Raw genomic sequence first — 25,478 nt, forward strand, 5'->3', positions numbered from 1 at the left:
CAAAAAGGGACCTCTCATGAGTGAGACTGCAGACCGGGTTAAAAAGATTGTTGTTGAGCATCTCGGCGTTGAAGCCGACAAAGTAACCGAAGAAGCTGCCTTCATCGATGATCTGGGCGCTGACAGCCTCGACATTGTTGAACTGGTCATGGCTTTTGAAGAAGAATTCAGCGTCGAAATTCCAGACGACGCGGCTGAAAAAATCGGTACCGTCAAAGATGCCATCGATTTTATCGACAAAAACAAAGGCTAATTGATTTTGAGGCGCTGCCACGAAAACTGGCGCGCCTCGGGGCCAATGATCGCTGAAAGACAGCAAAGCGGCTCACCGGCCCGGGAGGAATATCCTGAACCGGTGGCCGTTTTTGATTTAGGGCAGGGAAGCCCGCAAGGAGAGGCATGATATGCGCCGTGTAGTTGTAACCGGAATGGGCCTGGTAACGCCGCTGGGCGGAGATGTGGAAACGACCTGGAGCAATATATTGGCTTCCAAGTCTGGTGCGGGAAAAATCACCCGTTTCGATGCATCCGATCAGAAATGTCATATCGCCTGCGAAGTGAAACCCGCGGACCATGAATATGGCTTCGATCCCAACTTGCGCGTTGACCACAAGGTTCAGCGCCAAGTCGACCCGTTCATCATCTACGGTATCGACGCCGCCGGTCAGGCGCTTGAAGATGCCGGCCTTACCGACATGTCCGAGGAAGAACGGCTGCGCGCTGGTTGTTCTATCGGTTCCGGAATAGGCGGATTGCCCGGAATCGAAAAGGAATCGCTGGTTCTCGCGGAACGCGGACCAAGCCGGGTCAGCCCGCATTTCGTCCATGGACGGCTTATCAATCTCATCTCGGGTCAGGTTTCGATCAAATATGGTCTGATGGGGCCGAATCACGCGGTTGTGACCGCTTGCTCGACCGGTGCGCACAGCATCGGGGACGCGGCTCGCATGATCGCTCTGGACGATGCCGACGTGATGCTGGCCGGTGGCGCGGAAGCGACCATCTGTCCGATTGGTATCGCCGGTTTTGCCCAGGCTAAGGCGCTATCCACCAAACGCAATGACGATCCGACGGCTGCATCCCGTCCCTATGACAAGGACCGCGACGGTTTCGTGATGGGCGAGGGCGCAGGCGTCGTCGTTCTGGAAGAATATGAGCATGCCAAGGCCCGCGGCGCCAATATCTATTGCGAAGTTGTCGGCTATGGCATGTCGGGCGATGCCTATCACGTTACCGCGCCGCATCCTGGCGGCACCGGAGCTTACCGGTCGATGGAAATGGCACTGAAACGCTCGGGCCTGACCACCGCCGATATCGACTATGTCAACGCGCATGGCACATCGACGATGGCAGATACAATCGAGCTGGCGGCGATCAAGCGGCTGTTCGGGGATGACCTCAAGACAATGTCGATGAGTTCGACCAAATCGGCGATTGGCCATCTTCTCGGCGGTGCCGGCGCTGTTGAAGGTATCTTCAGCATTCTTGCCCTGCGCGACCAGATTGTGCCGCCCACGCTCAATCTCGACAACCCGGATGAAGGTTGTGAAGGCGTCGATCTGGTACCGCATATCGCGAAAAAGCGCGAAGTGAAGGCTGTGCTGAGCAACAGCTTCGGCTTTGGCGGAACCAATGCCAGCATCATCATGAAAGCCATCTAGTATAATGCGCCGTCTCGGTTGCCTGATATTGGCGGCAGCGGCGATCATTGCAGTCCTGCTGGCGGGCAATTTCCTCTATGGCTGGAACGGCAGCGGTCCGCTGGAACAGCAGCGCACGATCATCATCAAGCCGGGTTCCAGTCTGTCCATGGCGGCAAAAGTCATGGAATCGGAAGGCGTTATCAAGTCCGCCGATACATTCCTGAACCGGGCAAAGATTCTCGGTGGATCGGAGCCAATCAAGGCCGGAGAATTCGAAATCCCGGCGGGCGCGAGCAACGCGCAGGTTCTGGATATTCTGCAGGGCGGCAAATCGGTGCAACGGCTGATCACGGTTCCCGAAGGAACGCCGTCGATCATTGTGTATGAAAAATTGATGGCCGAAGAGTTGCTCAAGGGCGATATTCCGGTTCCTGCAGAAGGCTCTATTCTGCCGGACAGCTATAGTTTCGAACGGGGTGAGCAACGCTCTGCGGTGTTGCAGCGGATGCAGGACGCGATGAAGGAAACGCTTGCCGAGCTTTGGCCGAAGCGGACAAAAGCCAGCGTCGTCAAGACACCGGAGGAAGCGGTGATTCTGGCCGCGATCGTGGAGAAAGAAACCGCGTTAGCCCGGGAACGGCGGACGGTAGCGGGTGTTTACGGCAACCGGGTCCGCAAGAATATGATGCTGCAGGCCGATCCGACGATCATTTATCCGATCACCAAGGGAAAGCCGCTGGGACGGCGTATCAGGCAGTCGGAAATTGCCCAGGTTAACGACTATAATACCTATGCGATGGTGGGTTTACCGAAAGGCCCCATTGCCAACCCGGGGCGCGCGTCGATCGAGGCGGTTCTGAATCCGGCGAAGACCAGCGCGCTCTACTTTGTCGCAGACGGCAAGGGCGGGCATATTTTTGCCGACACGCTGAAAGAGCATAATGCCAATGTCGAAAAATGGTTTGCGATACGGCGCGAACGTGGGGAAATGTAGGCTCCCGGCGTTGAAACGATGGTGAATTGCGGATCGTCGGACTGAGCTGATCCTGCGTGAATGCCGTCGCGCAAGCGGAAGGAGCCGGATATGTCTGCAAGGCTGGTTGAGATCATTGTACCCGACGCAGAAGTGTCACGGACCAAAGAGATTATTGCCCGACATTGCAGCCGTTTCTGGCAGGAACCCGTGCCCGACGGTCTCGAGAAATTTTCCTGCTTAGTGGCCAGCCGGTTGATCGAGGCGCTGATCGCCGAGCTCGACCGGAACTTCAAAAATATTGCAGGATTCTCGGTCCTCGTTCTTCAGGTCGAGGCGGTTTTGCCCGAAATCCCCGAGCTGGAGGAAATTGCGTCGTCCCCGTCTGGCGAAAGCAAACCGCCGAGCAAGCTGGAAATATTCTTCACCCGGGACCGGATCAGCACCAACGAGCTTTATGACGATATCGAGGCCAGTCTGGAACTGCGCCCCAATTATCTGCTGACGGTGATCCTCTCCGCGCTGATCGCCGCCTTGGGGATGCGCAGCGGCCAGACCGCCGTGGTCATCGGCGCGATGATCATAGCCCCGCTGCTTGGTCCGACCATGGCGATGGCGATGGCTGCTACGCTCGGCGATCGTTCGCTTGGCCGCCGCGCCATGAATACGCTTGTCGTCGGAATATTGGCCGCTCTGGCGTTCACATTCCTGCTCGGCATGTTCATCGACGTCGATCCGCTGGTTCCCGAACTCAGGAACCGCACGATCGTACACCCCGCCGATATTGCTCTGGCGCTGGCCTGCGGCGCCGCAGGTGTCCTCGCGTTCAGTCAGGGCGCTTCGCTCTCGCTGGTCGGCGTGATGATTGCAGTAGCGCTGGTCCCGCCGATTGCCGCAGCCGGATTATTCCTCGGCAGCGGCGAGGAGGTGCTTGGTTTCAGGGCGCTGTTCTTGCTGGCAACCAACCTTGTCTGCATCAACGTAGCCGGAATCGTGACCTTTCTGGTGCAGGGACTGCCGCCGCGAAACTGGCGAATCACCAGTGGCATATTCCTGATCTGGCTGCTGATATTGCTGCTCTTTGTCGGGCTGGTCGGCGGGCGTTTCGCCATCGGTGCGGACAATCCGATATTCAGTAGTGAGGCATCGTTACCCGCTGCAGAAACCGGATATCGATAGGCAAAGCGCTGTCGATGTCAGGCCAATCTTCTCGTGGCTATTTTTCCGGTGTTTCCACCGTTCAACAAGCGCGCTGCTTCTTGGCCGATGTTGTCGATCACCTCTTCCGCCGATGATATGTCGTTGATCAGGCCGACATCCTGACCGACCGTTATATGGGCCCTGTCATAATCTTCCTGACCGGCACCGCTGGCATAATCTTCCATCGCTGCCGCGGGGTCGGAGCGCAATTCGTCGATCCGGCCTTCCCATTTTCTGTGCAATTTATTTCTGATCGCCCGAAAGTCGAATTGTTCCGGCCAGTTTTTGCCCCGCAAGATGTCGAAAATGCTGCTTCTGGTGGTGTCATCTCCGCTGGCCTGCAGAGCGATATTCTTCGCACTTTCCGTGGCCAGTGATTGCGTGGTTGCCCATAATCTGGAACCGATCAGCGCGCCGTCGGCGCCCAGCGTCATTGCAGCCGCGAGACCGCGACCATCGGCAATCCCGCCGGCAGCGAGCAATATTGTCTGTGGAGAATGTTTCGCGAGCCAGTCAGCGATTTCCGGGACGAAGGTGAATGTGTTGCGGCCTTCGCGTTCATTCATGCCGTGACCACCGGCCTCGGTGCCTTGCGCGACAATCACGCTTGCGCCGGCGTCCAACGCTTGCGGTAGCTGCGCCATTGTCTGGATCTGGCAAATGACCGGGATATTAAGATCGGATAATATCTTGGCAAAGGCCGTCGGATCACCGAATGACAGCATGACCGCAGCGGGTTTCTGCGGTTGATCCAGCAACCAGTCAAAGGCACTTCGGTCTTCCGCGAGCTTCCACGAGATAAAGCCGCAGCCCAGTCGCGACAAATTGTCCTGGTTGCCGTCGAGCAGGCTGATCGCCTCGCTATATTCGCGTTGCGTCCAGACAAGATCGCCATAGCCACCGCCGACCAGGCTGAGCGCTCCGGCACGCGCGCATGCGGCAGCCAGGTTCCCTCCGTTAGCCAGGGCCATCGGGGCCAGGGCAATCGGGGTCGACAGATTGAAGCGTTCGACGAATCTGTTGGTGATCAATGGCTTTTGCATCAGGAATGATATCCTTTCAGATTAGAGCCATTGTTACAGCGTCCGGCGCTCGGCGGTTGTTTAATAGTTAAACCGCTCTTTCAGGCTTTCCCGCGCTGCCCGATATTCGGCGGTGAACTGGTCGACCATGTCCTGTACGCTCATCACGTCATTGATCAGGCCGATGCCCTGGCCGCAGCCCCAGATGTCTTTCCAGGCCTTTTTCTCGGTATTGCCACCGGATCCGAAGTCCATGGTCTTATAGTCGCCCTGAGGCAGGTTGTCGGGGTCCAGACCTGCCTGCTCGATCGACTTGCGCAGATAATTGCCCTTCACGCCGGTGAACAGGTCGGAATAGACGATGTCGGATGCCTTGCCCTCGACAATGCCTTCCTTATAGCCCTGATCGGCATTGGCTTCCTTGGTGGCAATGAAAGCCGAACCGGCATAGCCAAGATCCGCGCCCATCGCTTGCGCTGCCAGAATAGATGCGCCGTTGCCGATAGAGCCGGAGAGTGCAACAGGACCGTCAAACCACTCGCGGATTTCCTGCATCAGGGCGAACGGCGATAGCGTGCCGGCATGGCCGCCGGCTCCGGCAGCAACAGGGATAAGTCCGGTCGCGCCCTTTTCGATCGCCTTGTGGGCAAAGCGGTTGTTGATGATGTCGTGCAGGGTGATGCCGCCCCAGCCTTTTACGGCGGTGTTCAGATCTTCGATCGCGCCCAGCGAGGTGATGACGATCGGCACTTTCCATTTCGCGCAGGTTGCCATGTCCTGATCGAGTCGATCATTGGACTTGTGGACGATCTGGTTGACCGCAAACGGCGCCGCAGGCTTGTCAGGGTTTTCACGGTTCCATGCCGCCAGCTCTTCGGTGATCTGGTGCAGCCATTCGTCGAGCATCGACTGCGGACGGGCGTTGAGGGCAGGGAAGCTGCCGACGATACCGGCCTTGCATTGCGCGATCACCAGTTCCGGCCCCGACACGATGAACAAGGGTGAGCCGATAAGCGGCAGGCGAAGATTGTCGAAAATGGCTGGTAAAGTCATGGAAACCCCGATCTGAAAAAATATGCCACTGCAATAACCGATGCAGCGGCATATTCTACTGTTATTTTAACCGACTGCTTAAATTCGGTTCACGGCACTGAGCAAAGCCTGGACCGACGCGGTGGCAACATCGCTGTTGATACCGACTCCGAAAAATTCTTTGCCGTCGTCCGTCTTGCACTGGATATAAGCGGCTGCCTGCGCATCCTTGCCGGAACCCAGCGCATGTTCGTTATAATCGACGATCTCGAGGGTTGCGCCGAGAGCGGAAGAAACGGCATCAACCACGCTGGAAATCAGGCCATTTCCGCGGCCGCTGACAGATATCTCGCCATCGGGTCCCTTGATCTTGCCGACGAAAATGCGCTCGCCACCGGTGGCGCGCTCGTCATAATCGATCAGACTATATTTCCCGCTGCCGTCAATGTGATAGCGTTTCTGGAATGCGACCCAGATATCATCCGAGGATAATTCACGGCTCGTTTCGTCGGCCAGTTCCTGCACCGTCCGGCTGAAATTGGCTTGCAGCCGTTTGGGTAGTTTCAACCCGTGGTCCTGTTCCAGGATCCAGGCGATGCCGCCCTTGCCGGACTGGCTGTTGACCCGGATGACCGCTTCATAGTCGCGGCCGAGGTCGCGGGGATCAATCGGCAAATAGGGAACGTTCCACAGCTCGTCATTGCGCTGTTCCTGGGCGGTAAAGCCTTTCTTGATCGCATCCTGATGCGATCCGGAGAAAGCGGTAAAGACCAGCTCGCCGGCATAAGGATGGCGAGCGGGAACCGGTAACTGGTTGCAATATTCCACGGTTTTTACGATCTCGTCCATGTTGGAGAAATCCAGTTCCGGATCAACGCCTTGGGTGTAGAGATTCAGACCCAATGTCACCAGATCGACATTGCCGGTGCGTTCGCCATTGCCGAACAGGCAGCCTTCGACCCGGTCCGCGCCAGCCATCATGCCCAGTTCCGAAGCGGCAATGCCTGAACCCCGGTCATTATGGGTGTGCAGGCTGATCACGACATGCTCGCGCTTGCTGATATTGTTGCACATCCACTCGACCTGGTCGGCGTAGATATTGGGTGTCGCGGCTTCGATCGTGGCGGGCAGATTGAGGATCAACGGCTTTTCTGCGGTTGGCTCGATGATTTCCATCACCGCTTCCACAACTTCCAGACTGAAATCCAGTTCGGCGGTCGAGAATGTCTCCGGCGAATATTCGAAATGCCAGTCGGTGCCGGGATATTTCTCGGCCTGCTCGCGCAAGATGGTCGCGCCTTCGCGGGCGATGTCCTTGACGCCCTGCTTGTCGAGCCGGAACACGACATCGCGCCAGGCGGGGGATACGGCGTTATACAGATGAACAATCGCGGCCCGCGCACCCTCGAGGCTGGCAAAGCTGGTTTCGATCAGGTCGCGGCGGGACTGGGTCAATACCTGTACCATGACATCATCGGGTATCTTGCCCGATTTGACGAGACCGCTGATAAAATCGAAATCGGTGGCACCGGCGGACGGGAAGCCGACCTCGATTTCCTTGATCCCGATTTTGACCAGCAGATCGAAAAACCGCTGCTTCTTCTGGCCATCCATCGGGTCGATCAGGGCCTGGTTGCCGTCGCGCAAATCGGTGGACAGCCAGCGGGGCGCCTTGTCTATAGTGCGCGATGGCCATTGCCGGTTGGGCAGGTCTATCTGGGGAAACGGTCGGTATTTTTGTGACGGGTTCTTGTGCATGACTTTACTCTTATGCTGCTGGAAGATGCGCGCAAGGCACAAATTCGCGAGTTTGCTTATATTGTCTGGTAAATCATCCCTTAGGCGGGGCGCTGCGCCATTCGGGCAGCAGCAACGGTACGCCTAAGGGCGTATAAGTCGTAGCAGCAAGAGAGCTTTAGACCGTGTCATGCTGCTGTATCTATCCAGAGTCGCAGATAAATCAACCATCGAGGACGATTTTTTTGAGCCGGTGCAATTTTTTTGATCGGTACACGGATGTATGCATGGCCGCCTCCTGCGAGCGAGAAATTGCGCAGTCCGACGGTTAACAGCGGTAAACCGGATCAGAACGAGGCGGGCAAATCGGCCAAAAAATCAAAATTTACTATATGTTGCAATTCTTTAAGGTCGATATAATATCACGAGCTGTTCGAGGCCACGGGAGGGGCTGTGGAATGTATCGACTCGTTTATATGAGTACGCCGAAGCGTCCGTTATCGAGTGAAGAGCTGGATACGATTCTGGCCGCCGCGACAAAGAACAACAATCGCAATGGCATCACCGGTATATTGATCCAGGATCACAAGCGTTTTTTGCAGTATCTTGAAGGCGATCAAGACCGGGTTGAGGAGACATTTGCACGAATATCCCTGGATGCCCGCCATCATGCCATTTTCCGGTTGAAGAGCGGTGTGATCGTCCGGAGGCAGTTTCCCGGATGGAGCATGGCATCGAAAACCGTTGATCAAACTGCCAGCCTGACCAAGGCGGTCAGCGAACTGGTAAAAGACTGCGACCATGAGGTTGCCGAAGAATTGTTGAGCTTTGCGGCGGCTCGAGACCGGGCGACCTGAAATTGGGTCGCCCGGTCTCGCTGTCTTCTAGTTCTTTTCTTTATCAACCAGCTTGTTGGCGCCGATCCACGGCATCATAGCGCGGAGCTGGGCGCCGGTTTCCTCGATCGGATGCGCTGCAGCCTGCTTGCGTGCGGCTTTCAGTTCCGGTTGTCCGGCGCGGTTGTCGAGCACGAAATTCTTCACGAAACGACCGGATTGAATGTCCTCCAAAATCCGCTTCATCTCCGCCTTGGTTTCCGAGGTGATGACCCGCGGACCGCTGGTGATGTCGCCATATTCTGCGGTGTTCGAGATGGAATAACGCATGTTGGCGATGCCGCCTTCGTAGAGCAGATCGACGATCAGCTTGGTCTCGTGCAGACACTCGAAATAGGCCATTTCAGGCGCATAGCCGGCTTCGGTCAGGGTTTCGAAACCTGCCTGGATGAGATGGGTGATACCACCGCAAAGCACGGCCTGTTCACCGAACAGATCGGTTTCGCATTCCTCGCGGAAATTGGTTTCGATGATACCGGAGCGGCCGCCGCCAACGCCGGATGCATAAGCGAGCGCAACGTCATGGGCATTGCCGGACACATCGCGGTCAATCGCGATCAGGCAGGGCACACCGCCGCCGCGTTGATATTCGCTGCGCACTGTGTGGCCGGGGCCTTTAGGAGCAATCATGATCACGTCGAGATCTTCGCGTGGCTCGATCAGGCCGAAATGGACGTTGAGACCATGGGCGAAGGCGAGGGCAGCGCCCTCTTTCATATTGGCGTGCAGATCATCGGCATAAATTGCAGCCTGATGCTCGTCCGGTGCGAGGACCATGACGATATCGGCCCATTTCGCAGCTTCAGCGTTGGTCATGACCTGAAAACCGGCGCCTTCGGCCTTTTTCGCGGTGGCTGAGCCGGCACGCAGCGCAATGGCTACGTCCTTGACGCCGCTGTCGCGGAGGTTCTGGGCATGGGCATGGCCCTGGCTGCCGTAACCGACAATCGCGATTTTCTTGCCGGTGATCAGGCCGAGGTCAGCGTCGGCGTCATAGTAAACTTTCATTTTTCTTCCTTATAATCAGATGATAGCGAATAGGGTTAGGGCGCTCACAGCCGCCAGATTTGGCCAGTCTAGAGACGCTGTATTTGTTTCATGCAGGATCTGGTCCCCGGCCAATGGCGACTACGCCGGTGCGGCCAACTTCGACCAAACCAACTTCGCGCATCAGGCTGACAAATGTCTCGATCTTTTCCGGAGCCCCGGTAATTTCAAAGACAAAGCTTTCGGTTGTCGCGTCGACGACCCGGGCGCGGTAAATATCCGCCAGCCGCATGGCTTCGATGCGATGCTCGCCCTTACCGGCGACTTTTACCAGCGCCAGTTCGCGCTGCACATGCGGTCCGGATTCTGTCAGGTCACGCACGCTATGCACGGGAACAAGCCTGTCCAGCTGGGCGATGATTTGCTCAATGACGTGCGGCGGGCCGTTGGTGGCAATGGTTATCCGGCTCACGGCATGATCTTCGCTGATATCGGCCACGGTCAGGCTGTCGATATTATATCCGCGCGCGGTGAACATGCCCGCAATACGGGCCAATATACCGGCTTCATTGTCAACCAGAACTGCAAGAACGTGGCGTTCAACGGCTTCTTCGTAAATATGCATCAGACAAGGGCCTTTGCTTGGTCGTCCATGGTGCCCTTAACATCCTCTGCGGTAAGCAGCATCTCGGTATGGGCTGCGCCAGACGGGATCATCGGGAAGCAGTTCGCCAGCTGCGCGACGCGGCAATCAACCATTACGGGACCGTCGGTTTCGAGCATTTTCTGAATCCCGGCTTCAAGATCAGCGGGATCCTCAATGCGGATACCGGTCCAGTCATAGCTTTCCGCGAGCTTTACAAAATCTGGCAAACTATCGCTGTAACTATTTGAATAACGGCTTTCATAGGTCAGTTCCTGCCATTGGCGGACCATGCCCATATATTCATTGTTGAGGATGAAAATTTTCACCGGCAGCCGATATTGGGTTGCGGTGCCGAGTTCCTGAATATTCATCTGGATCGACGCTTCGCCGGCAATATCGATGACCAGAGCATCCGGATTGCCGAGCTGCGCGCCAATCGCGGCAGGCAGGCCATAGCCCATGGTGCCGAGACCGCCGCTGGTCAGCCACTTGTTAGGGCTTTCGAAGTCGAAATGCTGGGCGGCCCACATCTGGTGCTGCCCGACTTCGGTGGTGATGATCGGTTCGCGCTCATGCGTCGCCTGCCACAATTTGCGAATGGCTTCCTGCGGCATGATTTCCGTCTTGCTCTCCGGATATTCGAGGCAGTTGGTTGCCCGCCAGCCGGCAATCCGCGACCACCATTCGGCAAGGTCCGGTGTTGCAAAGCGGCGGCCCTTGAGCACGGCGATTAATTGCTCCATCACCCGGCCAACGTCGCCGACGACGGGCAGATCGACCCGGATGGTCTTGTTGATCGACGAACGGTCGATATCGACATGGATTTTCTTGCTGTTGGGCGAGAAAGCGTCAAGCCGTCCCGTGATCCGGTCGTCAAACCGAGCGCCAAGGCAGACCACAAGGTCAGCCTTGTTCATCGCCATATTGGCTTCAAAAGTGCCGTGCATGCCTAGCATGCCGAGCCATTTGTCGGACGAAGCCGGAAACGCACCCAGGCCCATCAGCGTCGAGGTTACCGGGCATCCCAGCAATTCGGCCAGTTCCCGCAGGGTCTCGCTAGCCTTCGGACCGCTGTTGATGATTCCGCCACCCGTATAGAGGATCGGCGCTTTCGCGTTCATGATCATTTCGGCGGCGGCGTTGATCGCCTTGAAATCACCCTCGGTCTGGGGCTGATAGCGGGTGTTGGTCCTGGTCGCATTGCTGCTATATTCTGTTGCTGCAACCTGGACATTCTTGGGAATATCGATGACCACCGGACCCGGCCGGCCCTGGGTAGCGATATGAAAGGCTTCCTGAACGACTTGCGCCAGATCGGAAGGCTTTTTCACCAGATAATTATGTTTGGTACAATGGCGCGTGATACCGACCGTGTCGGCCTCCTGAAAAGCGTCCGTGCCGATCAGATTGGTTGCGACCTGGCCGGTGATGACGACCATCGGAATGCTGTCCATCAGGGCATCGGTAATACCGGTGACGGCATTGGTTGCACCCGGGCCGGACGTTACCAGCACCACACCCGGCTTCCCGGTCGAACGGGCATAGCCTTCTGCGGCATGGGTAGCGGCTTGCTCGTGCCGGACCAGAATATGTTTGATTTTCGGATGCTCGTAGAGCGCATCATAAATGGGAAGCACCGCGCCGCCCGGATAGCCGAAAACGGTATCCACGCCTAGTTCCAGCAGGGTTTCGACCAATATATCGGCGCCGCTTTTTTCGGCCACATCATGCTCCATTAGCTGTCTGTTTGCGCTGAAGCCCCGCCATGATGCACTGCAACACAATAGGCAAGGCTTAGTTAATTCGGGGGTCGCTACATATCTGAATATGTTATGTCAAGGCCTAATCGCGTAATATAGTTTCAATTATCTCGTCAAAATCATTATTTAATGGTTCTTCAAGCCTCGGCCATCCTTGCGGGCCCTGATTGCGGAACCACGTATATTGGCGCTTGGCATATTGGCGGGTTGCGGTCTGTGCCCGCTCTATCGCGGCTTCCCGGCTGATGTCACCGGCTAGCCAGGCGGCGATGGCAGATACTCCGATAGCCCGCATAACCGGCAGATTTGGCGGCAGATCCCGTTGCAGAAGATTTTCGACTTCTTCCGCCGCGCCTTCCTCCATCATCTGGTGCAATCGCAAGTCACAGCGCTGATAGAGCCATTCGCGCGGCGGCAGCAGTATCAGCGGATGCAATTTGATATTCTCGCCAATGCCGCCAGTCTTGTGCTTTTGCCAATGGTCCAGCGGCTTGCCGGTCGACTGGATCACTTCCAGCGCGCGTTGGATGCGGGTGCTATCGCTCGGGTTCAATCTTTCCGCCGAAACGGGATCAAGACTTTGCAGCGCCTGATATGCTTCCAATAGTTCCATTTGCCGGATTTTCTGCCGGATTGCCGGAGCGATTTCAGGGATTGGCGCAATGCCGTCGAGCAATATCCGGACATATAGGCCGGTGCCACCAACCAGTATCGGCAGGATATCGCGCTCATGGGCTGCCGCAATTGCCGTCTTGGCGTCATGAGCCCAACGCGCGGCGGAGCAGGCTTCCTCGCCGTCGATATAGCCGAACAGCTGATGCTCAATCCCGCCCATTTCTTCTTCGCTCGGGCGCGCGCTCAGGATTCTGAGATCGCTATAGACCTGGGCGCTGTCCGCATTGATGATCACCGAGGGTTGCTTTTTGGCAAGCTCCAGTGCCAAGGCGGATTTACCGCTGGCCGTCGGTCCGACGATCAGCGCGACATTCTTGTCCAGTTTCGGAGAAATCATGTTCATCGCCACGCTCATAGCAAAAGAATCTCTGAATGAGAGAGATATTCAGTCTGCAAATATCAGCCTGGGCAGAGCGGATGCCACAATTATCCGTCAGTCTGAGCTGATCGACGGGCGCGTGCTCGACATTTTCTTCGACGGCGACCCGGTCGCGGCGCGAGCGCGTCTCGAACTGATTGGAAATGACGTCGATATCGCGGTGCAACCCGAGGCCAATCGCCTCAAAAAGCTGCTGATTTCGGATATGGACAGCACGATGATCACCGTCGAATGTATCGATGAACTGGCTGACTATGCCGGAATCAAGGCACAAATTGCCGAAATCACCGAACGGGCCATGCAGGGCGAGCTGGATTTCGAGGACGCGCTGCGGGGCAGGGTGGCGCTCCTCAGGGGTTTGGGCACGTCGGCCATCCAGCAATGTCTGGATGAACGGGTGAGAACCATGTCCGGTGCGGAGACGCTTGTGAGAACGATGGCACAGGGCGGCGCTGAAACGATTCTCGTGTCAGGCGGTTTCACCAAATTTGCCAAGCCTGTTGCGCAAGCCATTGGCTTCAGGTCATTTCATGCCAATATTCTGGGGGAAGATGCCGGTGTGCTGACCGGAGGCCTGGATGGACCGATTGTCGATTCGACCCGAAAAGTTGAAGTGCTCCAGGCGGCATCCGATGCATCAGGTCTGCCCATGGAACAAACGATTGCCGTGGGTGACGGCGCCAATGATATTCCGATGCTGGAAAGAGCCGGCCTCGGGGTCGCCTATCACGCGAAACCAAAGGCCGCGCAAGCTGCGGATGTAGCGATCAGATATAATGATCTGACGGCGCTATTATATATTCAGGGCATAGCGGCGGACCAGTGGGTCAGCCGATAGCCACAGGTTGATAGCCGAGGCCTAATTGCGTTTGGTGATGCAATCATTGCCGGAGGCTTTCACGCTGCTGCACATTGAATCGGCCTGCGCCTGCGTCGCAAATGGCCCTGCTTGCAAACGGGTGATGCCGCCCGCTCTAACCAGATAGGGCTGCAGTCCTGCCAGAGCGGAAACGCTGCTTTCCAGCTTGGTCCATAGGGTCTTGGCTTTATTCTCGTCGCTAAACGCGCCCAACTGCACCCGCCAGTCGCCGCTCGCAACCGCACGGACCGGAGCCTGGGTCGCGACAGGCGCTGCCGGCACGGGTTTCGGGCTCGGCGCATAGGTGACGCCCGGAGTGATCGGTCCGGGTGCTGGAGCCGGATCGGGCAGAGCGGGCTGCGAAGGCGGCAATTGCGCCGTCTGCACCGCTCCGGTCGACTGGACAGGCCGAAAGCCGCCAATCTGGGCCGTCCGTACCCGCTTCTCGTCTTGCTCCATCTGACCCGCCAGTTCGATCGCGCGCCGCCGGTCCTCGATCGGAATGAAGCGATCCATCTGGGCTAGGTTGGAAGTTGCCTGCGGCAATTGCTGCGCCGACGCCCGGGTCATAAGAGCATAAGCCTTGATCCAGTCCTTTTCGACAAAATCACCGTTAAAATGGCCGGTGCCCAATACATATTGTGCGCGCGGTTCTCCACGACCGGACGAAGCTTGCAAATAGGGCAGGGCTTCTTTCCGGCGGTTGTTCTGGAATAATATCAGACCATAATTGTCATTGGCCTGCAGATGACCCTGATCCGCAGCTTTCTTGTACCATTTCTCCGCTTGCCCCAGATCCTGCGAAACACCGCGACCCAGTTTATAGGCTTGCCCGAGGTTGAACTGCGCATCGGCATCACCCTTTTCGGCAGGTCCGCGCCACTCGTTGATCGCCGTGGTAAAATCACCGCGTTCCCATGCATCGACGCCGGCTTTTACATCGGCCAAGGCTGGTGCAGAAGCTGCCACGAGCATGATGCCAAGCAAATGAGTGATGGTTCGGTTGGCCGTTTTCATGGTTTATTCCTTGGTGTTCAAATAATAATTACAATGTGATGCGAGCCGTTTCCGCCGTGCTAAACCGCAGGAACTCTTGAAGTCTAGCAAAAACTCGCAGCATCATTCATCCATTTCCCGATGGACGGTTGTAAATTTTTTTTTACAAACTCAAAATCGTCTTGAACTTGTTAACCCTATTTTAGCCCTGCTCTGTCACAAAAGCACCCGAATAGAAATCTTCGGGCAAATTCTGCCTATGATGAATAAGGGGAAGAGCGTGCGAGTTCTAGCAATGGCTTCGCAAAAAGGCGGTTCCGGCAAGACTACATTGTCGGGTCATCTGGCTGTACAGGCACAACTGGCCGGGGCAGGCCCCGTTGTATTGATCGACATCGATCCGCAGGGTTCGCTCGCTGATTGGTGGAACGAACGGGAAGCAGATTTGCCGGCATTCGCGCAAACCACCGTATCCCGGCTTGCTTCCGATCTCGCGATCTTGCGTCAGCAGGGTTTCAAACTGGCCGTCATCGATACGCCGCCGGCGATCACCATGGCGATCCAGAGCGTGATATCCGTCGCGGAACTTATCGTGATACCAACCCGACCCAGTCCACATGATCTCCGCGCAGTCGGCGCGACAGTCGATCTTTGTGAACGCGCCGGCAAACCGCTGCTGTTCGTCGTCAACGGCGCGACGCCGAAAGCGAAGATCACCTCGGAAGCGGCGGTTGCACTATCCCAGCACGGTACGGTCGCACCGATTACCGTGCATCATCGCACGGATTTTGCCGGGTCGATGATCGATGGCCGTACGGTCATGGAAGTCGATCCAAAAGGTCGGTCGGCACAGGAAGTCGTCCAGCTCTGGGCGTATATTTCTGACCGGCTCGAGAAAAATTTCCGCCGGACAATCTTTAGCGCGCCGGCAATGGCGCAAAATGTCAATCCAGGTGCTCAACGTCCAGGCGGCAATTTTGGCCGGCGGGTCGTTGGTTCGTGATGGCAGGGGCTGAAAAAATGAGCGAACCAAAACCACAGGCGTCCCTTTCGTCGAGCCTATTGGCCCGAAAAGGTGGTGCGAAGCCGGCGATGCGTCGTCAGGGCTTTACGCATTTTCCCGACAATTCGCAAAATCACGATAGTGATGAGCATGAGGATCTCGGCTGGAATGACATGGGTTACGATGTTGACCCGGATCATGAAGCGCATCCGATAGAGCATATTCACCATAATCCTCTGGCTGGTGCGATCCCGAATCCCGGTTCGGTTGTCAGACATCAGCAGGAAGAAATTGCGGCCAAACTGGCGAAGAAACCGGCCATCGAAGTCGAGGCACCAAAGGTCGAAGAAAAACCTGTTGCTGCGCCTGCGCCGACGCCGGTTTCCCGCGAAGTTCAGCCGCTGGTTGACAATTCAACGGTGCCGGAACCGGTCCAGAAACCGAAGCGCGCGATCAAAAAATCTCGTCCGGCCACGAAATCCCGCACGCGGAAGGCAACCACTGCATTCACCCTTCGGATGGACCCGGACAGGCATTTGAAATTGCGGCTCGCTACGGCGGTAAAAAACGTCTCGGCGCAGCAATTGGTAACCAAAGCTGTGGACGAATATTTGAGGTCTATCCCCGAGTTGGATGGACTGGCCGAGCGCATACCGTCGCGCGGAGCTGCTTGAACAGGGCTTGAAGCGAATTTTGAATAAATAAGACTGACTATTATTGCGAGGGCATAGAAATGAAACGCGATGTGATTTTGAAAATGGCTGCTTCCTCCATGGTGTTCGCCACCGTGTTGACCGGTTGTGGTCCCTTTGGCGGCGGCTCCGTCGCATCCGTGTCGGGTACGGCAACGGTCAAAGATGGTGCCAAATATGCCAAGAAGGCTGAAAAGGCGCTGGCTAAAGGCGATGTCGAAGCCGCGATTGTCTATGCCGAACGTTCGGTTGCCGGGGTTGGCAGTGATCCGGAAACACGGGCGCTACTGGGTCAGGCCTATTTGTCCGCTGGCCGCATGGCCTCAGCGGAACGCAGCTTTCAGGATGCCATGGAGCTTGGCAAGACCGATGCGCGCACGATCCTCAGCCTGAGCCTTGCTCAATTGGGTCAGGGCAAAGTCGACAAGGCAAAAGCGCTTGTCGTCAACAATCGTCAATATATTCCCGCCGCTGACTACGGACTTGCCTTGGCGCTCACCGGCGACAGCAAGACCGCGATCGAGGTTCTGGAACAGGCTATCCGCGAATCCAATGTCACTGGCCGCACACGCCAGAATCTGGGTCTGGCTTACGCTCTCGACGGTCGCTGGAAAGAAGCCAAGTTGATGGCGGTCCAGGACGTGTCACCGGCTTCGGTCAATGAGCGTGTCATGCAATGGGCCCAGATGGCTCGCCCCGGTGCCTATGAAACCCGCGTTGCGACCGTTCTGAACGTCAATTCGGTCGCGAACGATCCGGGGCAACCGGTTCAGCTGGCGCTTTCGCCAACGCAGGTGCCGGTCAGCGTTGCCGCGTCTTCCGATGAAGATTATGGCCGCGAAGTCGCGAGCTTTGACCGCAACAGCCCGCTAGCGGCTGTAGGCCCGGCTCCAAAGGCCGGCAATGATGTGGATTTCCTGGCCAAGGAAAATAGCGTCAAGGTTGCGACCGTATCGGTCCCGGCCAGCCAGGCAGTAGCAAAATCAACGGCTATCGCGCCCGTGACAAAAGCAGAGGCCAAGCCGGTTAAGCCAGTGGCTAAACCTGTGGTACAAAAAGCTGCCTACCAGCCAGCTGCGAAGCCTGCTGCTTCGGTAACGGGAACGCATCTGGTTCAACTGGGCGCCTTTTCTTCGGCCGAGGGTGCAAAACGCGCCTGGGGGATCATGTCTGCCCGGAACAGCGATCTGAAATCTTTTGAATATGCAAGTTCGCGGATCAACGTGAAGGGCAAGACCCTGTACCGCCTCGCGGCAGTCGGTTTTGGCAACGCGCAAACAGCCGAAGCCATGTGTGCCGGTATCAAGGCCAAGGGTAGCAACTGCATCGTGCGTCAGGCACCGGGCAACCACTCCGCCCCGACCCGTATGGCCAGCAAGGCACCGAAAAAACTCGCTTCACGCTAGTTTATACAGATCATCAAAATCGCATGAAGGCGGTGGAGCTAATAGGCTCTGCCGCCTTTATATATGGCGGTTACGCGGCCCTGGACGGGTAGCCCGTCAAATGGCGTATTGCCGGCAGCGGCGGCCATCTTCCTTGTATCAACCTGCCACGGACTGTCTTCGTCGATCAGGATGAAATCGGCCTGATATCCGGGCTCCAACATACCCGCGTCTACCGCCAGAACCTTTGCCGGATTGGTGGATAAAAGCTCGAACAGCCGGCCAATGGAAATCGTCCCGTCGCGGACCAGCGTTAGCGAAAGTGCCAGCAGGGTCTCTGCGCCCGCCATTCCCGGTGCCGCTTCTGCATAGGGCAATCGTTTGTCCTCGGCACCGCGCGGATCGTGACCCGATGCGATGACATCGATCGTGCCGTCCTTCACCGCAGCTATACAGGCGAGGCGATTCTCGTCGCTCCTCAATGGCGGGGATAGCCTGGTAAATGTTCGGAAATCATTGATCGCGATATCGGACAAAAGCAGATGTGCGGGCGTGATGCCGCAGGTTACCGGAAGATTATCGGCTTTGGCGGCGCGGATCAGGTTCAAGCCGTCCTCGGTGGTGACTTGCCGGAAATGGACATGGGCTCCGGTTTCGCGCACCAGTGTGATATCCCGGGCGATGGAGATGGCCTCTGCCGCCGCGGTCGCACTCGACAGGCCCAGCCGGGTTGCGGTTTCACTATTGGTGGCAACCGCACCGCCGGTCAGCCCCGCATCCTCGCTGTGTACGATCAGCGGCAAATCCAGTGACCGGCAATATTGCATCAGCTTGAGCATCAGCCCGCTGTCCGCGATCCATTGCCGGCCGGTGGCAACCGCTTTCGCGCCCGACCGTTTCATCAAACCTATTTCGGCCAGCTGTGTTCCGGCCAGCCCCTTGGTCGCCGCGGCTATCGGGTGTGACCACAGGTCGGGTTTGCCTTCGACCGCATTATGCTTGATGATCGCGGGGAGATCGAGCACCGGAGACTGATCGGGCATCAAGGCGGCCCGGGTGATCCCGCCATAATGAAAGGCGGGCTTGTCGATCGCGAAAACGCCGAGATCGACGATGCCAGGCGCCATCAGTCGGCCCTTGCAGTCTATTTCCTCACCGGATGGCTTGTCCGTACCGTTATCGGCTGAAGTGATGCGATCACCGTCGACGACCAATCGGCCTTGTTCAGGCTGTTCTTTGCCCGGCAACATCATGCGTGCGTTGGTAAAAATCTTGTTCATGACCATCCCTCCACACCACGGGACTTGCGGGTAAGTATATCCAGACAGGCCATCCGCACGGCAACGCCCATCTCGACTTGCTCGGTTATGGCGGAATGGCCCAGATCATCGGCGACGTCGCTGTCGATCTCGACGCCGCGGTTCATCGGTCCGGGGTGCATCACCAGCGCGTCCTTGCTGGCGAGCATCAGCCGTTCCCGCGTCAGTCCGTAGAGATAATGATATTCGCGCGGACTGGGAATGAAATCGCCGTTCATCCGTTCGTTCTGCAGCCGCAGCATCATCACGACATCGCTGCCTTCGAGAGCTTCGTCAAAATTGCTGAAGACCTCGACATTGAACCGGTCAAGCGCGGCCGGCAGCAGGGAAGGTGGCCCGCACACCCTTACTTTCGCGCCAAGCGTCGTCAGGCAATAGATATTCGATCGCGCCACCCGGCTGTGCATCACGTCGCCGCAAATGGTAACCGTCAGCCCGCTGATCTCGCCTTTGCGCCGCTGGATGGTGAGGGCATCGAGCAAAGCCTGGGTCGGATGTTCGTGGCTGCCGTCACCAGCGTTGAGTACGGGACAGTCGACCTTGTCGGCAATCAGCTGAACCGCGCCGGAACTGCCGTGACGAATGACAATCGCGTCCGCCTTCATCGCATTGAGCGTGACCGCAGTATCGATCAGCGTTTCGCCTTTTTTGATACTCGATTGCGCCGCGTGCATGTTGACGACATCCGCGCCCATCCGTTTTCCGGCGATTTCGAACGAAAGCAGGGTTCTGGTGCTATTTTCGAAAAATGCATTGATGACCGTCAGGCCGTCCAGCTTGTCCGCATGTTTGCTCGATTTCTTGTTGAGATCGACCCATTGCTTGGCCTCCTCGAGCAGAAATAATATCTCCCAGGGATGGAGCCCGGCGATACCCAATAGATGGCGATGTGGAAAAGCATCCGATCCGGCGGGAAAGGTCTGCGACGATGCGGTTTTTTTCGATGTCATTAAAGCGGGTTCTATAGAGTCATGATGGCAGCGCGGCAAGCCTGTCGATGGCTCCTTGCAAAATATAGGCGGCCGCCATCTTGTCGACGACCTTGGCCCGTTTTTTCCGGCTGACGTCCGATGCGATCAGATCGCGGGTGACTGCCTGCGTGCTCCATCGCTCGTCCCATAACAGGATCGGCAGGCCGAGCGGTTTCAGATTTTGCGCAAAAGACCGTGCAGCCTGGGTCTGCTGGCTTTGGCTGCCGTCGAGATTGAGCGGCAGGCCGGCGACAAGGCCGACGATATGCTGTTCGGCAATCACCGTTTTGATGCGCTCAAGATCCTTGGAGAATTTGCGCCGCTCGATGGTTTCGGCCGCTGTCGCAAAGGTCCAGTTGGAGTCGCATAGCGCCATGCCGACTGTCTTTGTGCCGATATCGAGACCGAGCAGCCTGCCGCAGTCGGGCAGGGCCGCATTGAACGCCGCGACATCATCGGAGATCAAGGTGCCAGAAATGCTGTCATCCTCCGGCGCGCATCGGCGCGTATATTGGCCCAGAACAGACTATAGTCATAGACATGGTAATTATTGCCGGGCAACGCATAGGGCCCGATTTCCGGCGGATCGCCGATCAGGAGAAATCCCCGGTCATCGCATCTGGCCGGCACCGATCCGGCAACAAGGCTGGCATCGCTCAGATCATCATTGGGGACCAATGTCCCGAGATTGGCTGTAGCCGGCGCGGAGGAACTTATATCGCCGTTGATCGGGTTGGTGCACAGCAGCGCAGTGTCCTTGCGCGGCTGGCCATTGAAACCGATGGTGGTGTCATAGACTCTGATGATCCGCGCATAATCGGCGGGCTCTGCAAAGCTCTGCCAGCTCAATATGCAGCGGGTCTGGTCGGGGGATTCGCAGACATCGAGACCCATTTCCGGGATATCATTCTCTGCGGAAACCGGCCAGCCGACGACATAGGCGGCGACAATCCGGTTGGCGAGCGGGGTTCCCGCGACCCGGTCTTTCAGCAAATTGGTCAGATGCAGGCTGCCCTGGCTGTGGCCTGCCAATATGATCGGCTGATCACTGGGGATTTCCGCGACAAAATAGTCAAAGGCCGCCAGCACATCCTGATAGGCCGCATCCAGCGCCTGCTGGCCCTCGCGCTTGTCGGTCAGAAACGCACCGAGCGTCGCCTGCCGGTAGCGTGGCGCCCAGACATCACCGATGGCGTTGAATGCGCTGGCCTGGCCGCGCAGGAATATCCGTGCCCGCGCCTGGGACTCCGTGTCATCCAGGGGTGCATTCCAGCGGTCTTTCTTCAAAAATGAAGTCGGGTGAATGAAGAAAACCGCGGCTTTCTTCGCTTCCGGGAAAGCTTCGTCCATATCCTCATAGCCAGCGGGCAACCAAAGGGCAGGGTTGTTCTTCACCAGTTCCGGTCGCGCCATCCACATGTTGGTATCGGCATAGACGTTGTTTTCCAGCACTTCCTGAGCCGTGAACTCGGTGTCGGGCACGAAGGCCACTTCCATCAGCTCGTCGCCATAGACCTGGAAAACAAATGCGCCGGCGAGCACGAGAACAACCATGCCTGCGACGAAATAGAGAAATTTACGGGCCAAAAGATACTCCAACCAATGTGCTGCCGCTTCAATCCGCTTGAAGCGGCTTCGCGCCGGTGCTAGCGGCGCTCGGTACACAATATATATCCGCATTACCCGAAAAAAGATGAACTGAAAAAGAATGAGTCATGTCAATCGATAAGGAAACCGTCAAAAAGATCGCCAGCCTCTCGAGGATCGCGATTACCGAAGCCGAAGCGGATGCCTTCGTGCCCGAACTCAACCAGATACTGGGTTGGGTCGAGCAACTGGGCGAAGTGGATTGTTCGAAGGTCGAGCCGATGACGGCGGTGATCCCGAACAAATTGCGGCTGCGCGAGGATGTCGTCACCGACGGTGAAATCCGCGACAAGATACTGGCCAACGCGCCAATCGCCGAACACGGCTTTTTTGCAGTTCCCAAGGTGATCGAATAATGATGTTTCGGAAAGAAAACCCGTTCGCCCTGAGCCTGTCGAAGGGTGAAGTGGCGCGAACCAATGCTTCGATAAGCTCAGCACGAACGGAGCCAGTGCTATGACCGCTATATTTGAAATGGGTATCGCGGATATCCGCAGCGGAATTGCGGATGGCGATTTCACCGCGAAGGAAGTTGCAGAGACCTTCATCGCCCGGGTCAGTGCAGCCAAGCCATTGAATGCATTTCTGGTCGAGACGCCGGAACATGCTCTGGCGGCGGCGGAAGCCACCGACAAGGCCAAGGCGGCTGGTGAAGAGCTGGGCAAGATGGCCGGCGTCCCGATCGGCATGAAGGATCTCTTTTGCACCCAAGGCGTCGAGACCACGGCGGCCAGCGGCATCCTGAAGGGCTTCGTCCCGCAATATGAATCCACCATATCGTCGAACCTGTTCAAGGCTGGTGCCGGAATGCTCGGCAAGCTCAATCTGGACCAGTTTGCCATGGGCTCGTCCAACGAGACCAGCGCGTTCGGCAACGTCATCTCGCCATGGCGGCGCAATGACGGCGGCAACAGCGATCTGACGCCGGGTGGTTCTTCGGGCGGCAGCGCAGCGGTGGTTTCTGGACGCATCGCTCCGGCAGCGACCGGCACCGATACCGGCGGCTCGATTCGCCAGCCCGCCGCCTTCACCGGCATTACCGGCTTCAAGCCGACTTATGGCCGCTGCTCGCGCTGGGGCACGATTGCTTTTGCCAGCTCGCTCGATCAGGCAGGCCCGATGGCCCATGATGTCCGCGATTGCGCGATCATGCTCGGATCGATGGCCGGTTTCGATGCCAAGGATTCGACCTCGCTCGATCTGCCCGTTCCCGATTGGGAAGCTGCGCTCAGCAGCAACCTCAAAGGCAAGAAGATCGGTATTCCCAAGGAATATCGGGTCGAGAATATGCCAGCCGAGATCGATGCGCTTTGGCAGAAGGGTATCGAAATGCTCAAGGATGCCGGAGCGACCATCGTCGATGTCTCGCTGCCGCACACCAAATATGCGCTGCCGGCTTATTATATCATCGCGCCCGCCGAAGCATCGTCCAACCTCTCGCGCTATGATGGCGTGCGTTACGGACTGCGCGATCTGCCGGACGGGGCAGGGCTGCAGGACATGTATGCCGCTACTCGCGAAGCCGGTTTCGGACCGGAAGTGAAACGCCGGATCATGATCGGCACCTATGTGCTGAGCGCCGGCTATTATGACGCATATTATACCCAGGCGCAGAAAGTCCGGACCCTGATCTCGCAGGATTTCGACAAGGCCTGGAACAGCTGTGATCTGCTGCTGACCCCGACCGCGCCAAGCGCGGCCTTTGGTCTGGGCGAGAAAATGGACGATCCGCTGGCCATGTATCTCAACGACGTGTTCACCGTGCCCAGCTCGCTCGCCGGATTGCCCGCAATGTCGGTGCCAGCCGGACTGGACGGGAAGGGATTGCCGCTCGGCTTGCAGATCATCGGCAAGGCACTGGACGAACAGAGCGTGTTCAACGCTGGTCTGGCAATCGAAGAACGGGCTGGCTTCGTCGCCAAGCCTGAGCAGTGGTGGTAGAAATGACTGAATCAACATATCGTATCCAGGGCGGAACCGGCGAATGGGAGGTCGTGATCGGCCTCGAGGTCCACGCCCAGATCACCTCCGAATCGAAGCTCTTTTCCGGGGCTTCCACGGAATTTGGCGCCGAGCCGAATACGCAGGTCAGTCTGGTCGATGCCGCAATGCCCGGCATGCTGCCGACGCTGAACGGCGAATGCGTCCGTCAGGCCGTGCGCACCGGTCTCGCGATCAACGCCCAGATCAACAAATATTCGCGCTTCGACCGCAAGAATTATTTCTACGCCGATCTGCCGCAGGGCTACCAGATTTCCCAGCTCTACCATCCGATCGTGGGCGAGGGCGTGATCCAGATTTCGCTCGACGAGAAGGACCCGGATGCCCATGGCAAGGCGATCGGTGTCGAGCGTATCCATATCGAACAGGATGCCGGCAAGCTGATGCACGACCAGCATCCGACCATGTCCTATGTCGATCTAAACCGATGCGGCGTTGCGCTGATGGAAATCGTCTCCAAGCCGGATATGACCTCGCCGAAGGAAGCCGCGGCCTATGTTCGCAAGCTCCGCTCGATCCTGCGCTATGTCGGGTCATGCGACGGCAATATGGAACAGGGCTCGATGCGCGCCGACGTCAATGTCAGCGTGCGCAAGCCCGGCGGCGAACTCGGCACCCGTACCGAGACGAAGAATGTCAACTCGATGCGCTTCATCCAGGCGGTGATCGAATATGAAGCCCAGCGTCAGGTCGATCTGATCGAGGATGGTGGCGCTGTTGTGCAGGAAACCCGCCTGTTCGATCCAGACAAGAATGAAACCCGGTCGATGCGCTCGAAAGAAGACGCGCATGATTACCGCTATTTCCCCGACCCCGACCTGCTGCCGCTCGAACTGGAAGACGATTTCATCTTCGACTGCAAGGCGAGCCTGCCGGAATTGCCGGACGAAAAACGCGCGCGTTACAAGAGCGTGCTTGGCCTTAGCGCCTATAATGCAGCGGTCCTGACGGCAGAGCATGAAACCGCTCTGTGGTTCGAGGAACTGCTTGAGACCACTGACAAGCCGGAAGAAATTGCCAGCAGCGCCGCAAACTGGGTCACATCGGAACTCTTCGGTGCGCTCAACCGGATGGGGCTCGATATCGAGAATAGTCCGGTTTCCCCGGCGCAGGCCGCCGAATTGCTCAGCCTTGTTGCCGACGGCACAATCTCCGGCAAAATCGCCAAACAGGTCTTCGAGATCATGCTCGAAACCGGCGAGGGCGCCACGAAAATCGTCGAGGAGCAGGGCCTCAAGCAGGAATCCGACACCGGGGCGATTGAAAAAGTCATCGCCGACGTGATGGCCGCCAACGAAGACAAGGTCGCACAATATCGCGACGGCAAGGACAAGCTGTTCGGTTTCTTCGTCGGCCAGACGATGAAAGCAATGCAGGGCAAGGCCAATCCGCAGGTAGTGAACGAACTCCTCAAGAAGACACTGGGTTGATTCGTTCGCAAACCACACTTGCCCTCAACGTGCCTTTGGGCTAGGCGCGCGGGTCAATCGTACTTCGATAGAGTTTGACGACGTAACTGGGCGGGCGTGGCGGAATTGGTAGACGCGCCAGATTTAGGTTCTGGTATCTTAGGGTGTGGGGGTTCGAGTCCCTTCGCCCGCACCAAGTTAGTTGCAAAGTCTTTCGAATAACACCGAATATGAAGGCACCAAAGG

Annotated in this window: 24 protein-coding genes and 1 tRNA gene; 13 read left to right on the forward strand and 12 right to left on the reverse strand. The window is 57.3% G+C overall.

From position 1 onward, the window contains the following. Positions 1–16: 16 nt before the first annotated feature. From AACZ86_RS06310 to AACZ86_RS06325, 4 genes are all read left to right on the forward strand, one after another. Complete coding sequence (locus AACZ86_RS06310) at positions 17–253, forward strand: acyl carrier protein (RefSeq protein ID WP_089132491.1); 237 nt, start codon at positions 17–19, stop codon at positions 251–253. Between the two features lie 151 nt (positions 254–404). Further along, positions 405–1,661 carry a beta-ketoacyl-ACP synthase II gene (fabF, locus tag AACZ86_RS06315; protein WP_339690466.1) on the forward strand — a complete coding sequence of 419 codons (1,257 nt, stop codon included), beginning with the start codon at positions 405–407 and terminating at the stop codon, positions 1,659–1,661. A 4-nt stretch (positions 1,662–1,665) separates the two neighbouring features. Continuing rightward, positions 1,666–2,637: an endolytic transglycosylase MltG gene (mltG, locus tag AACZ86_RS06320; RefSeq protein ID WP_339690469.1), complete on the forward strand. Its 972-nt coding sequence runs from the start codon at positions 1,666–1,668 to the stop codon at positions 2,635–2,637. Between the two features lie 90 nt (positions 2,638–2,727). Further along, positions 2,728–3,795: a TIGR00341 family protein gene (locus AACZ86_RS06325; protein WP_339690470.1), complete on the forward strand. Its 1,068-nt coding sequence runs from the start codon at positions 2,728–2,730 to the stop codon at positions 3,793–3,795. 17 nt (positions 3,796–3,812) lie between these two features. Here the strand turns inward: AACZ86_RS06325 and AACZ86_RS06330 are convergent, their stop codons facing one another. The 3 genes from AACZ86_RS06330 to leuA all read right to left on the reverse strand — a co-directional run bounded on the left by AACZ86_RS06330 (position 3,813) and on the right by leuA (position 7,628). Beyond that, a complete protein-coding gene (locus AACZ86_RS06330) occupies positions 3,813–4,859 on the reverse strand; it encodes a nitronate monooxygenase (protein WP_339690473.1) in 1,047 nt (348 codons plus the stop codon). 60 nt (positions 4,860–4,919) lie between these two features. Continuing rightward, a complete protein-coding gene (locus AACZ86_RS06335) occupies positions 4,920–5,891 on the reverse strand; it encodes a nitronate monooxygenase family protein (protein ID WP_339690476.1) in 972 nt (323 codons plus the stop codon). A gap of 78 nt (positions 5,892–5,969) precedes the next feature. Continuing rightward, positions 5,970–7,628 carry a 2-isopropylmalate synthase gene (gene leuA, locus AACZ86_RS06340; RefSeq protein WP_339690479.1) on the reverse strand — a complete coding sequence of 553 codons (1,659 nt, stop codon included), beginning with the start codon at positions 7,626–7,628 and terminating at the stop codon, positions 5,970–5,972. 437 nt (positions 7,629–8,065) lie between these two features. On the opposite strand from leuA, the gene AACZ86_RS06345 reads away from it, so the two are divergent. Beyond that, the gene (locus AACZ86_RS06345) at positions 8,066–8,464 is read left to right on the forward strand and encodes a BLUF domain-containing protein (RefSeq protein WP_339690481.1); all 399 of its coding nucleotides are present in this window, start codon (positions 8,066–8,068) and stop codon (positions 8,462–8,464) included. A 27-nt stretch (positions 8,465–8,491) separates the two neighbouring features. Here AACZ86_RS06345 and ilvC read toward each other — a convergent pair whose 3' ends face one another. The 4 genes from ilvC to miaA form a co-directional block, all read right to left on the reverse strand. Next, entirely contained in the window at positions 8,492–9,511 is a 1,020-nt protein-coding gene (gene ilvC / locus AACZ86_RS06350; protein WP_339690483.1) for a ketol-acid reductoisomerase, read from the reverse strand. Between the two features lie 88 nt (positions 9,512–9,599). Continuing rightward, a complete protein-coding gene (gene ilvN, locus AACZ86_RS06355) occupies positions 9,600–10,115 on the reverse strand; it encodes an acetolactate synthase small subunit (RefSeq protein WP_339690486.1) in 516 nt (171 codons plus the stop codon). After that, the gene (locus tag AACZ86_RS06360; protein WP_339690487.1) at positions 10,115–11,860 is read right to left on the reverse strand and encodes an acetolactate synthase 3 large subunit; all 1,746 of its coding nucleotides are present in this window, start codon (positions 11,858–11,860) and stop codon (positions 10,115–10,117) included. Before AACZ86_RS06360 ends, ilvN begins: the two co-directional genes overlap by 1 nt. Before the next feature lie 118 nt (positions 11,861–11,978). Further along, positions 11,979–12,914: a tRNA (adenosine(37)-N6)-dimethylallyltransferase MiaA gene (gene miaA, locus AACZ86_RS06365; RefSeq protein ID WP_339690490.1), complete on the reverse strand. Its 936-nt coding sequence runs from the start codon at positions 12,912–12,914 to the stop codon at positions 11,979–11,981. Between miaA and serB the strand changes: the two genes are divergently transcribed. Next, positions 12,907–13,788 carry a phosphoserine phosphatase SerB gene (gene serB, locus AACZ86_RS06370; protein ID WP_339690493.1) on the forward strand — a complete coding sequence of 294 codons (882 nt, stop codon included), beginning with the start codon at positions 12,907–12,909 and terminating at the stop codon, positions 13,786–13,788. The two genes, miaA and serB, sit on opposite strands and share 8 nt — an antisense overlap. A gap of 21 nt (positions 13,789–13,809) precedes the next feature. Here serB and AACZ86_RS06375 read toward each other — a convergent pair whose 3' ends face one another. After that, entirely contained in the window at positions 13,810–14,826 is a 1,017-nt protein-coding gene (locus AACZ86_RS06375; protein ID WP_339690496.1) for an SPOR domain-containing protein, read from the reverse strand. Positions 14,827–15,085: 259 nt separating this feature from the next. Between AACZ86_RS06375 and AACZ86_RS06380 the strand changes: the two genes are divergently transcribed. The 3 genes from AACZ86_RS06380 to AACZ86_RS06390 all read left to right on the forward strand — a co-directional run bounded on the left by AACZ86_RS06380 (position 15,086) and on the right by AACZ86_RS06390 (position 17,906). Continuing rightward, positions 15,086–15,808 carry a ParA family protein gene (locus tag AACZ86_RS06380; protein WP_339690498.1) on the forward strand — a complete coding sequence of 241 codons (723 nt, stop codon included), beginning with the start codon at positions 15,086–15,088 and terminating at the stop codon, positions 15,806–15,808. Between the two features lie 17 nt (positions 15,809–15,825). Then, positions 15,826–16,482, forward strand: coding sequence for a hypothetical protein (locus AACZ86_RS06385; RefSeq protein ID WP_339690500.1), 657 nt, complete (start codon positions 15,826–15,828; stop codon positions 16,480–16,482). Between the two features lie 83 nt (positions 16,483–16,565). Beyond that, a complete protein-coding gene (locus tag AACZ86_RS06390) occupies positions 16,566–17,906 on the forward strand; it encodes an SPOR domain-containing protein (RefSeq protein ID WP_339690501.1) in 1,341 nt (446 codons plus the stop codon). 38 nt (positions 17,907–17,944) lie between these two features. Here the strand turns inward: AACZ86_RS06390 and AACZ86_RS06395 are convergent, their stop codons facing one another. Genes AACZ86_RS06395 through AACZ86_RS06410 form a run of 4 tightly spaced genes read right to left on the reverse strand, consistent with a single transcriptional unit; the run spans position 17,945 to position 21,762 of the window. Then, positions 17,945–19,165 (reverse strand): dihydroorotase, encoded by a 1,221-nt coding sequence (locus AACZ86_RS06395; RefSeq protein ID WP_339690502.1) that lies wholly within the window; start codon positions 19,163–19,165, stop codon positions 17,945–17,947. Next, positions 19,162–20,154, reverse strand: a complete 993-nt coding sequence (locus tag AACZ86_RS06400; RefSeq protein ID WP_339690504.1) for an aspartate carbamoyltransferase catalytic subunit — start codon at positions 20,152–20,154, stop codon at positions 19,162–19,164. The genes AACZ86_RS06395 and AACZ86_RS06400 overlap by 4 nt, the downstream gene beginning before the upstream one ends. A 19-nt stretch (positions 20,155–20,173) precedes the next feature. After that, positions 20,174–20,641, reverse strand: a complete 468-nt coding sequence (ruvX, locus tag AACZ86_RS06405) for a Holliday junction resolvase RuvX (protein WP_339690506.1) — start codon at positions 20,639–20,641, stop codon at positions 20,174–20,176. Next, on the reverse strand, positions 20,638–21,762 hold the full coding sequence (locus AACZ86_RS06410; RefSeq protein WP_339690509.1) for a DUF3089 domain-containing protein: 1,125 nt from the start codon (positions 21,760–21,762) through the stop codon (positions 20,638–20,640). The genes ruvX and AACZ86_RS06410 overlap by 4 nt, the downstream gene beginning before the upstream one ends. 128 nt (positions 21,763–21,890) lie before the next feature. Here AACZ86_RS06410 and gatC point away from each other — a divergent pair, with 128 nt between their 5' ends. From gatC to AACZ86_RS06430, 4 genes are all read left to right on the forward strand, one after another. Further along, positions 21,891–22,178 carry an Asp-tRNA(Asn)/Glu-tRNA(Gln) amidotransferase subunit GatC gene (gatC, locus tag AACZ86_RS06415; RefSeq protein ID WP_067199340.1) on the forward strand — a complete coding sequence of 96 codons (288 nt, stop codon included), beginning with the start codon at positions 21,891–21,893 and terminating at the stop codon, positions 22,176–22,178. A gap of 100 nt (positions 22,179–22,278) precedes the next feature. Beyond that, the gene (gene gatA, locus AACZ86_RS06420) at positions 22,279–23,763 is read left to right on the forward strand and encodes an Asp-tRNA(Asn)/Glu-tRNA(Gln) amidotransferase subunit GatA (RefSeq protein ID WP_339690516.1); all 1,485 of its coding nucleotides are present in this window, start codon (positions 22,279–22,281) and stop codon (positions 23,761–23,763) included. Positions 23,764–23,765: 2 nt separating this feature from the next. After that, positions 23,766–25,253: an Asp-tRNA(Asn)/Glu-tRNA(Gln) amidotransferase subunit GatB gene (gene gatB / locus AACZ86_RS06425; RefSeq protein WP_339690520.1), complete on the forward strand. Its 1,488-nt coding sequence runs from the start codon at positions 23,766–23,768 to the stop codon at positions 25,251–25,253. Positions 25,254–25,343: 90 nt separating this feature from the next. Beyond that, positions 25,344–25,428 (forward strand) — tRNA-Leu (locus tag AACZ86_RS06430). Positions 25,429–25,478 lie beyond the last annotated feature (50 nt).

Source organism: uncultured Parasphingorhabdus sp., assembly GCF_963975735.1.
GTDB lineage: Bacteria > Pseudomonadota > Alphaproteobacteria > Sphingomonadales > Sphingomonadaceae > Parasphingorhabdus.

Excerpts from the sequence above, each read along its gene's own strand:
- AACZ86_RS06310 (WP_089132491.1), top strand. The coding sequence starts at position 17 with ATGAGTGAGACTGCAGACCGGGTTAAAAAGATTGTTGTTGAGCATCTC.
- fabF (WP_339690466.1), top strand. The coding sequence starts at position 405 with ATGCGCCGTGTAGTTGTAACCGGAATGGGCCTGGTAACGCCGCTGGGC.
- mltG (WP_339690469.1), top strand. The coding sequence starts at position 1,666 with ATGCGCCGTCTCGGTTGCCTGATATTGGCGGCAGCGGCGATCATTGCA.
- AACZ86_RS06325 (WP_339690470.1), top strand. The coding sequence starts at position 2,728 with ATGTCTGCAAGGCTGGTTGAGATCATTGTACCCGACGCAGAAGTGTCA.
- AACZ86_RS06330 (WP_339690473.1), bottom strand. The coding sequence starts at position 4,859 with ATGCAAAAGCCATTGATCACCAACAGATTCGTCGAACGCTTCAATCTG.
- AACZ86_RS06335 (WP_339690476.1), bottom strand. The coding sequence starts at position 5,891 with ATGACTTTACCAGCCATTTTCGACAATCTTCGCCTGCCGCTTATCGGC.
- leuA (WP_339690479.1), bottom strand. The coding sequence starts at position 7,628 with ATGCACAAGAACCCGTCACAAAAATACCGACCGTTTCCCCAGATAGAC.
- AACZ86_RS06345 (WP_339690481.1), top strand. The coding sequence starts at position 8,066 with ATGTATCGACTCGTTTATATGAGTACGCCGAAGCGTCCGTTATCGAGT.
- ilvC (WP_339690483.1), bottom strand. The coding sequence starts at position 9,511 with ATGAAAGTTTACTATGACGCCGACGCTGACCTCGGCCTGATCACCGGC.
- ilvN (WP_339690486.1), bottom strand. The coding sequence starts at position 10,115 with ATGCATATTTACGAAGAAGCCGTTGAACGCCACGTTCTTGCAGTTCTG.
- serB (WP_339690493.1), top strand. The coding sequence starts at position 12,907 with ATGTTCATCGCCACGCTCATAGCAAAAGAATCTCTGAATGAGAGAGAT.
- miaA (WP_339690490.1), bottom strand. The coding sequence starts at position 12,914 with ATGAACATGATTTCTCCGAAACTGGACAAGAATGTCGCGCTGATCGTC.
- AACZ86_RS06375 (WP_339690496.1), bottom strand. The coding sequence starts at position 14,826 with ATGAAAACGGCCAACCGAACCATCACTCATTTGCTTGGCATCATGCTC.
- AACZ86_RS06385 (WP_339690500.1), top strand. The coding sequence starts at position 15,826 with ATGAGCGAACCAAAACCACAGGCGTCCCTTTCGTCGAGCCTATTGGCC.
- AACZ86_RS06390 (WP_339690501.1), top strand. The coding sequence starts at position 16,566 with ATGGCTGCTTCCTCCATGGTGTTCGCCACCGTGTTGACCGGTTGTGGT.
- AACZ86_RS06395 (WP_339690502.1), bottom strand. The coding sequence starts at position 19,165 with ATGAACAAGATTTTTACCAACGCACGCATGATGTTGCCGGGCAAAGAA.
- AACZ86_RS06400 (WP_339690504.1), bottom strand. The coding sequence starts at position 20,154 with ATGACATCGAAAAAAACCGCATCGTCGCAGACCTTTCCCGCCGGATCG.
- gatC (WP_067199340.1), top strand. The coding sequence starts at position 21,891 with ATGTCAATCGATAAGGAAACCGTCAAAAAGATCGCCAGCCTCTCGAGG.
- gatA (WP_339690516.1), top strand. The coding sequence starts at position 22,279 with ATGACCGCTATATTTGAAATGGGTATCGCGGATATCCGCAGCGGAATT.
- gatB (WP_339690520.1), top strand. The coding sequence starts at position 23,766 with ATGACTGAATCAACATATCGTATCCAGGGCGGAACCGGCGAATGGGAG.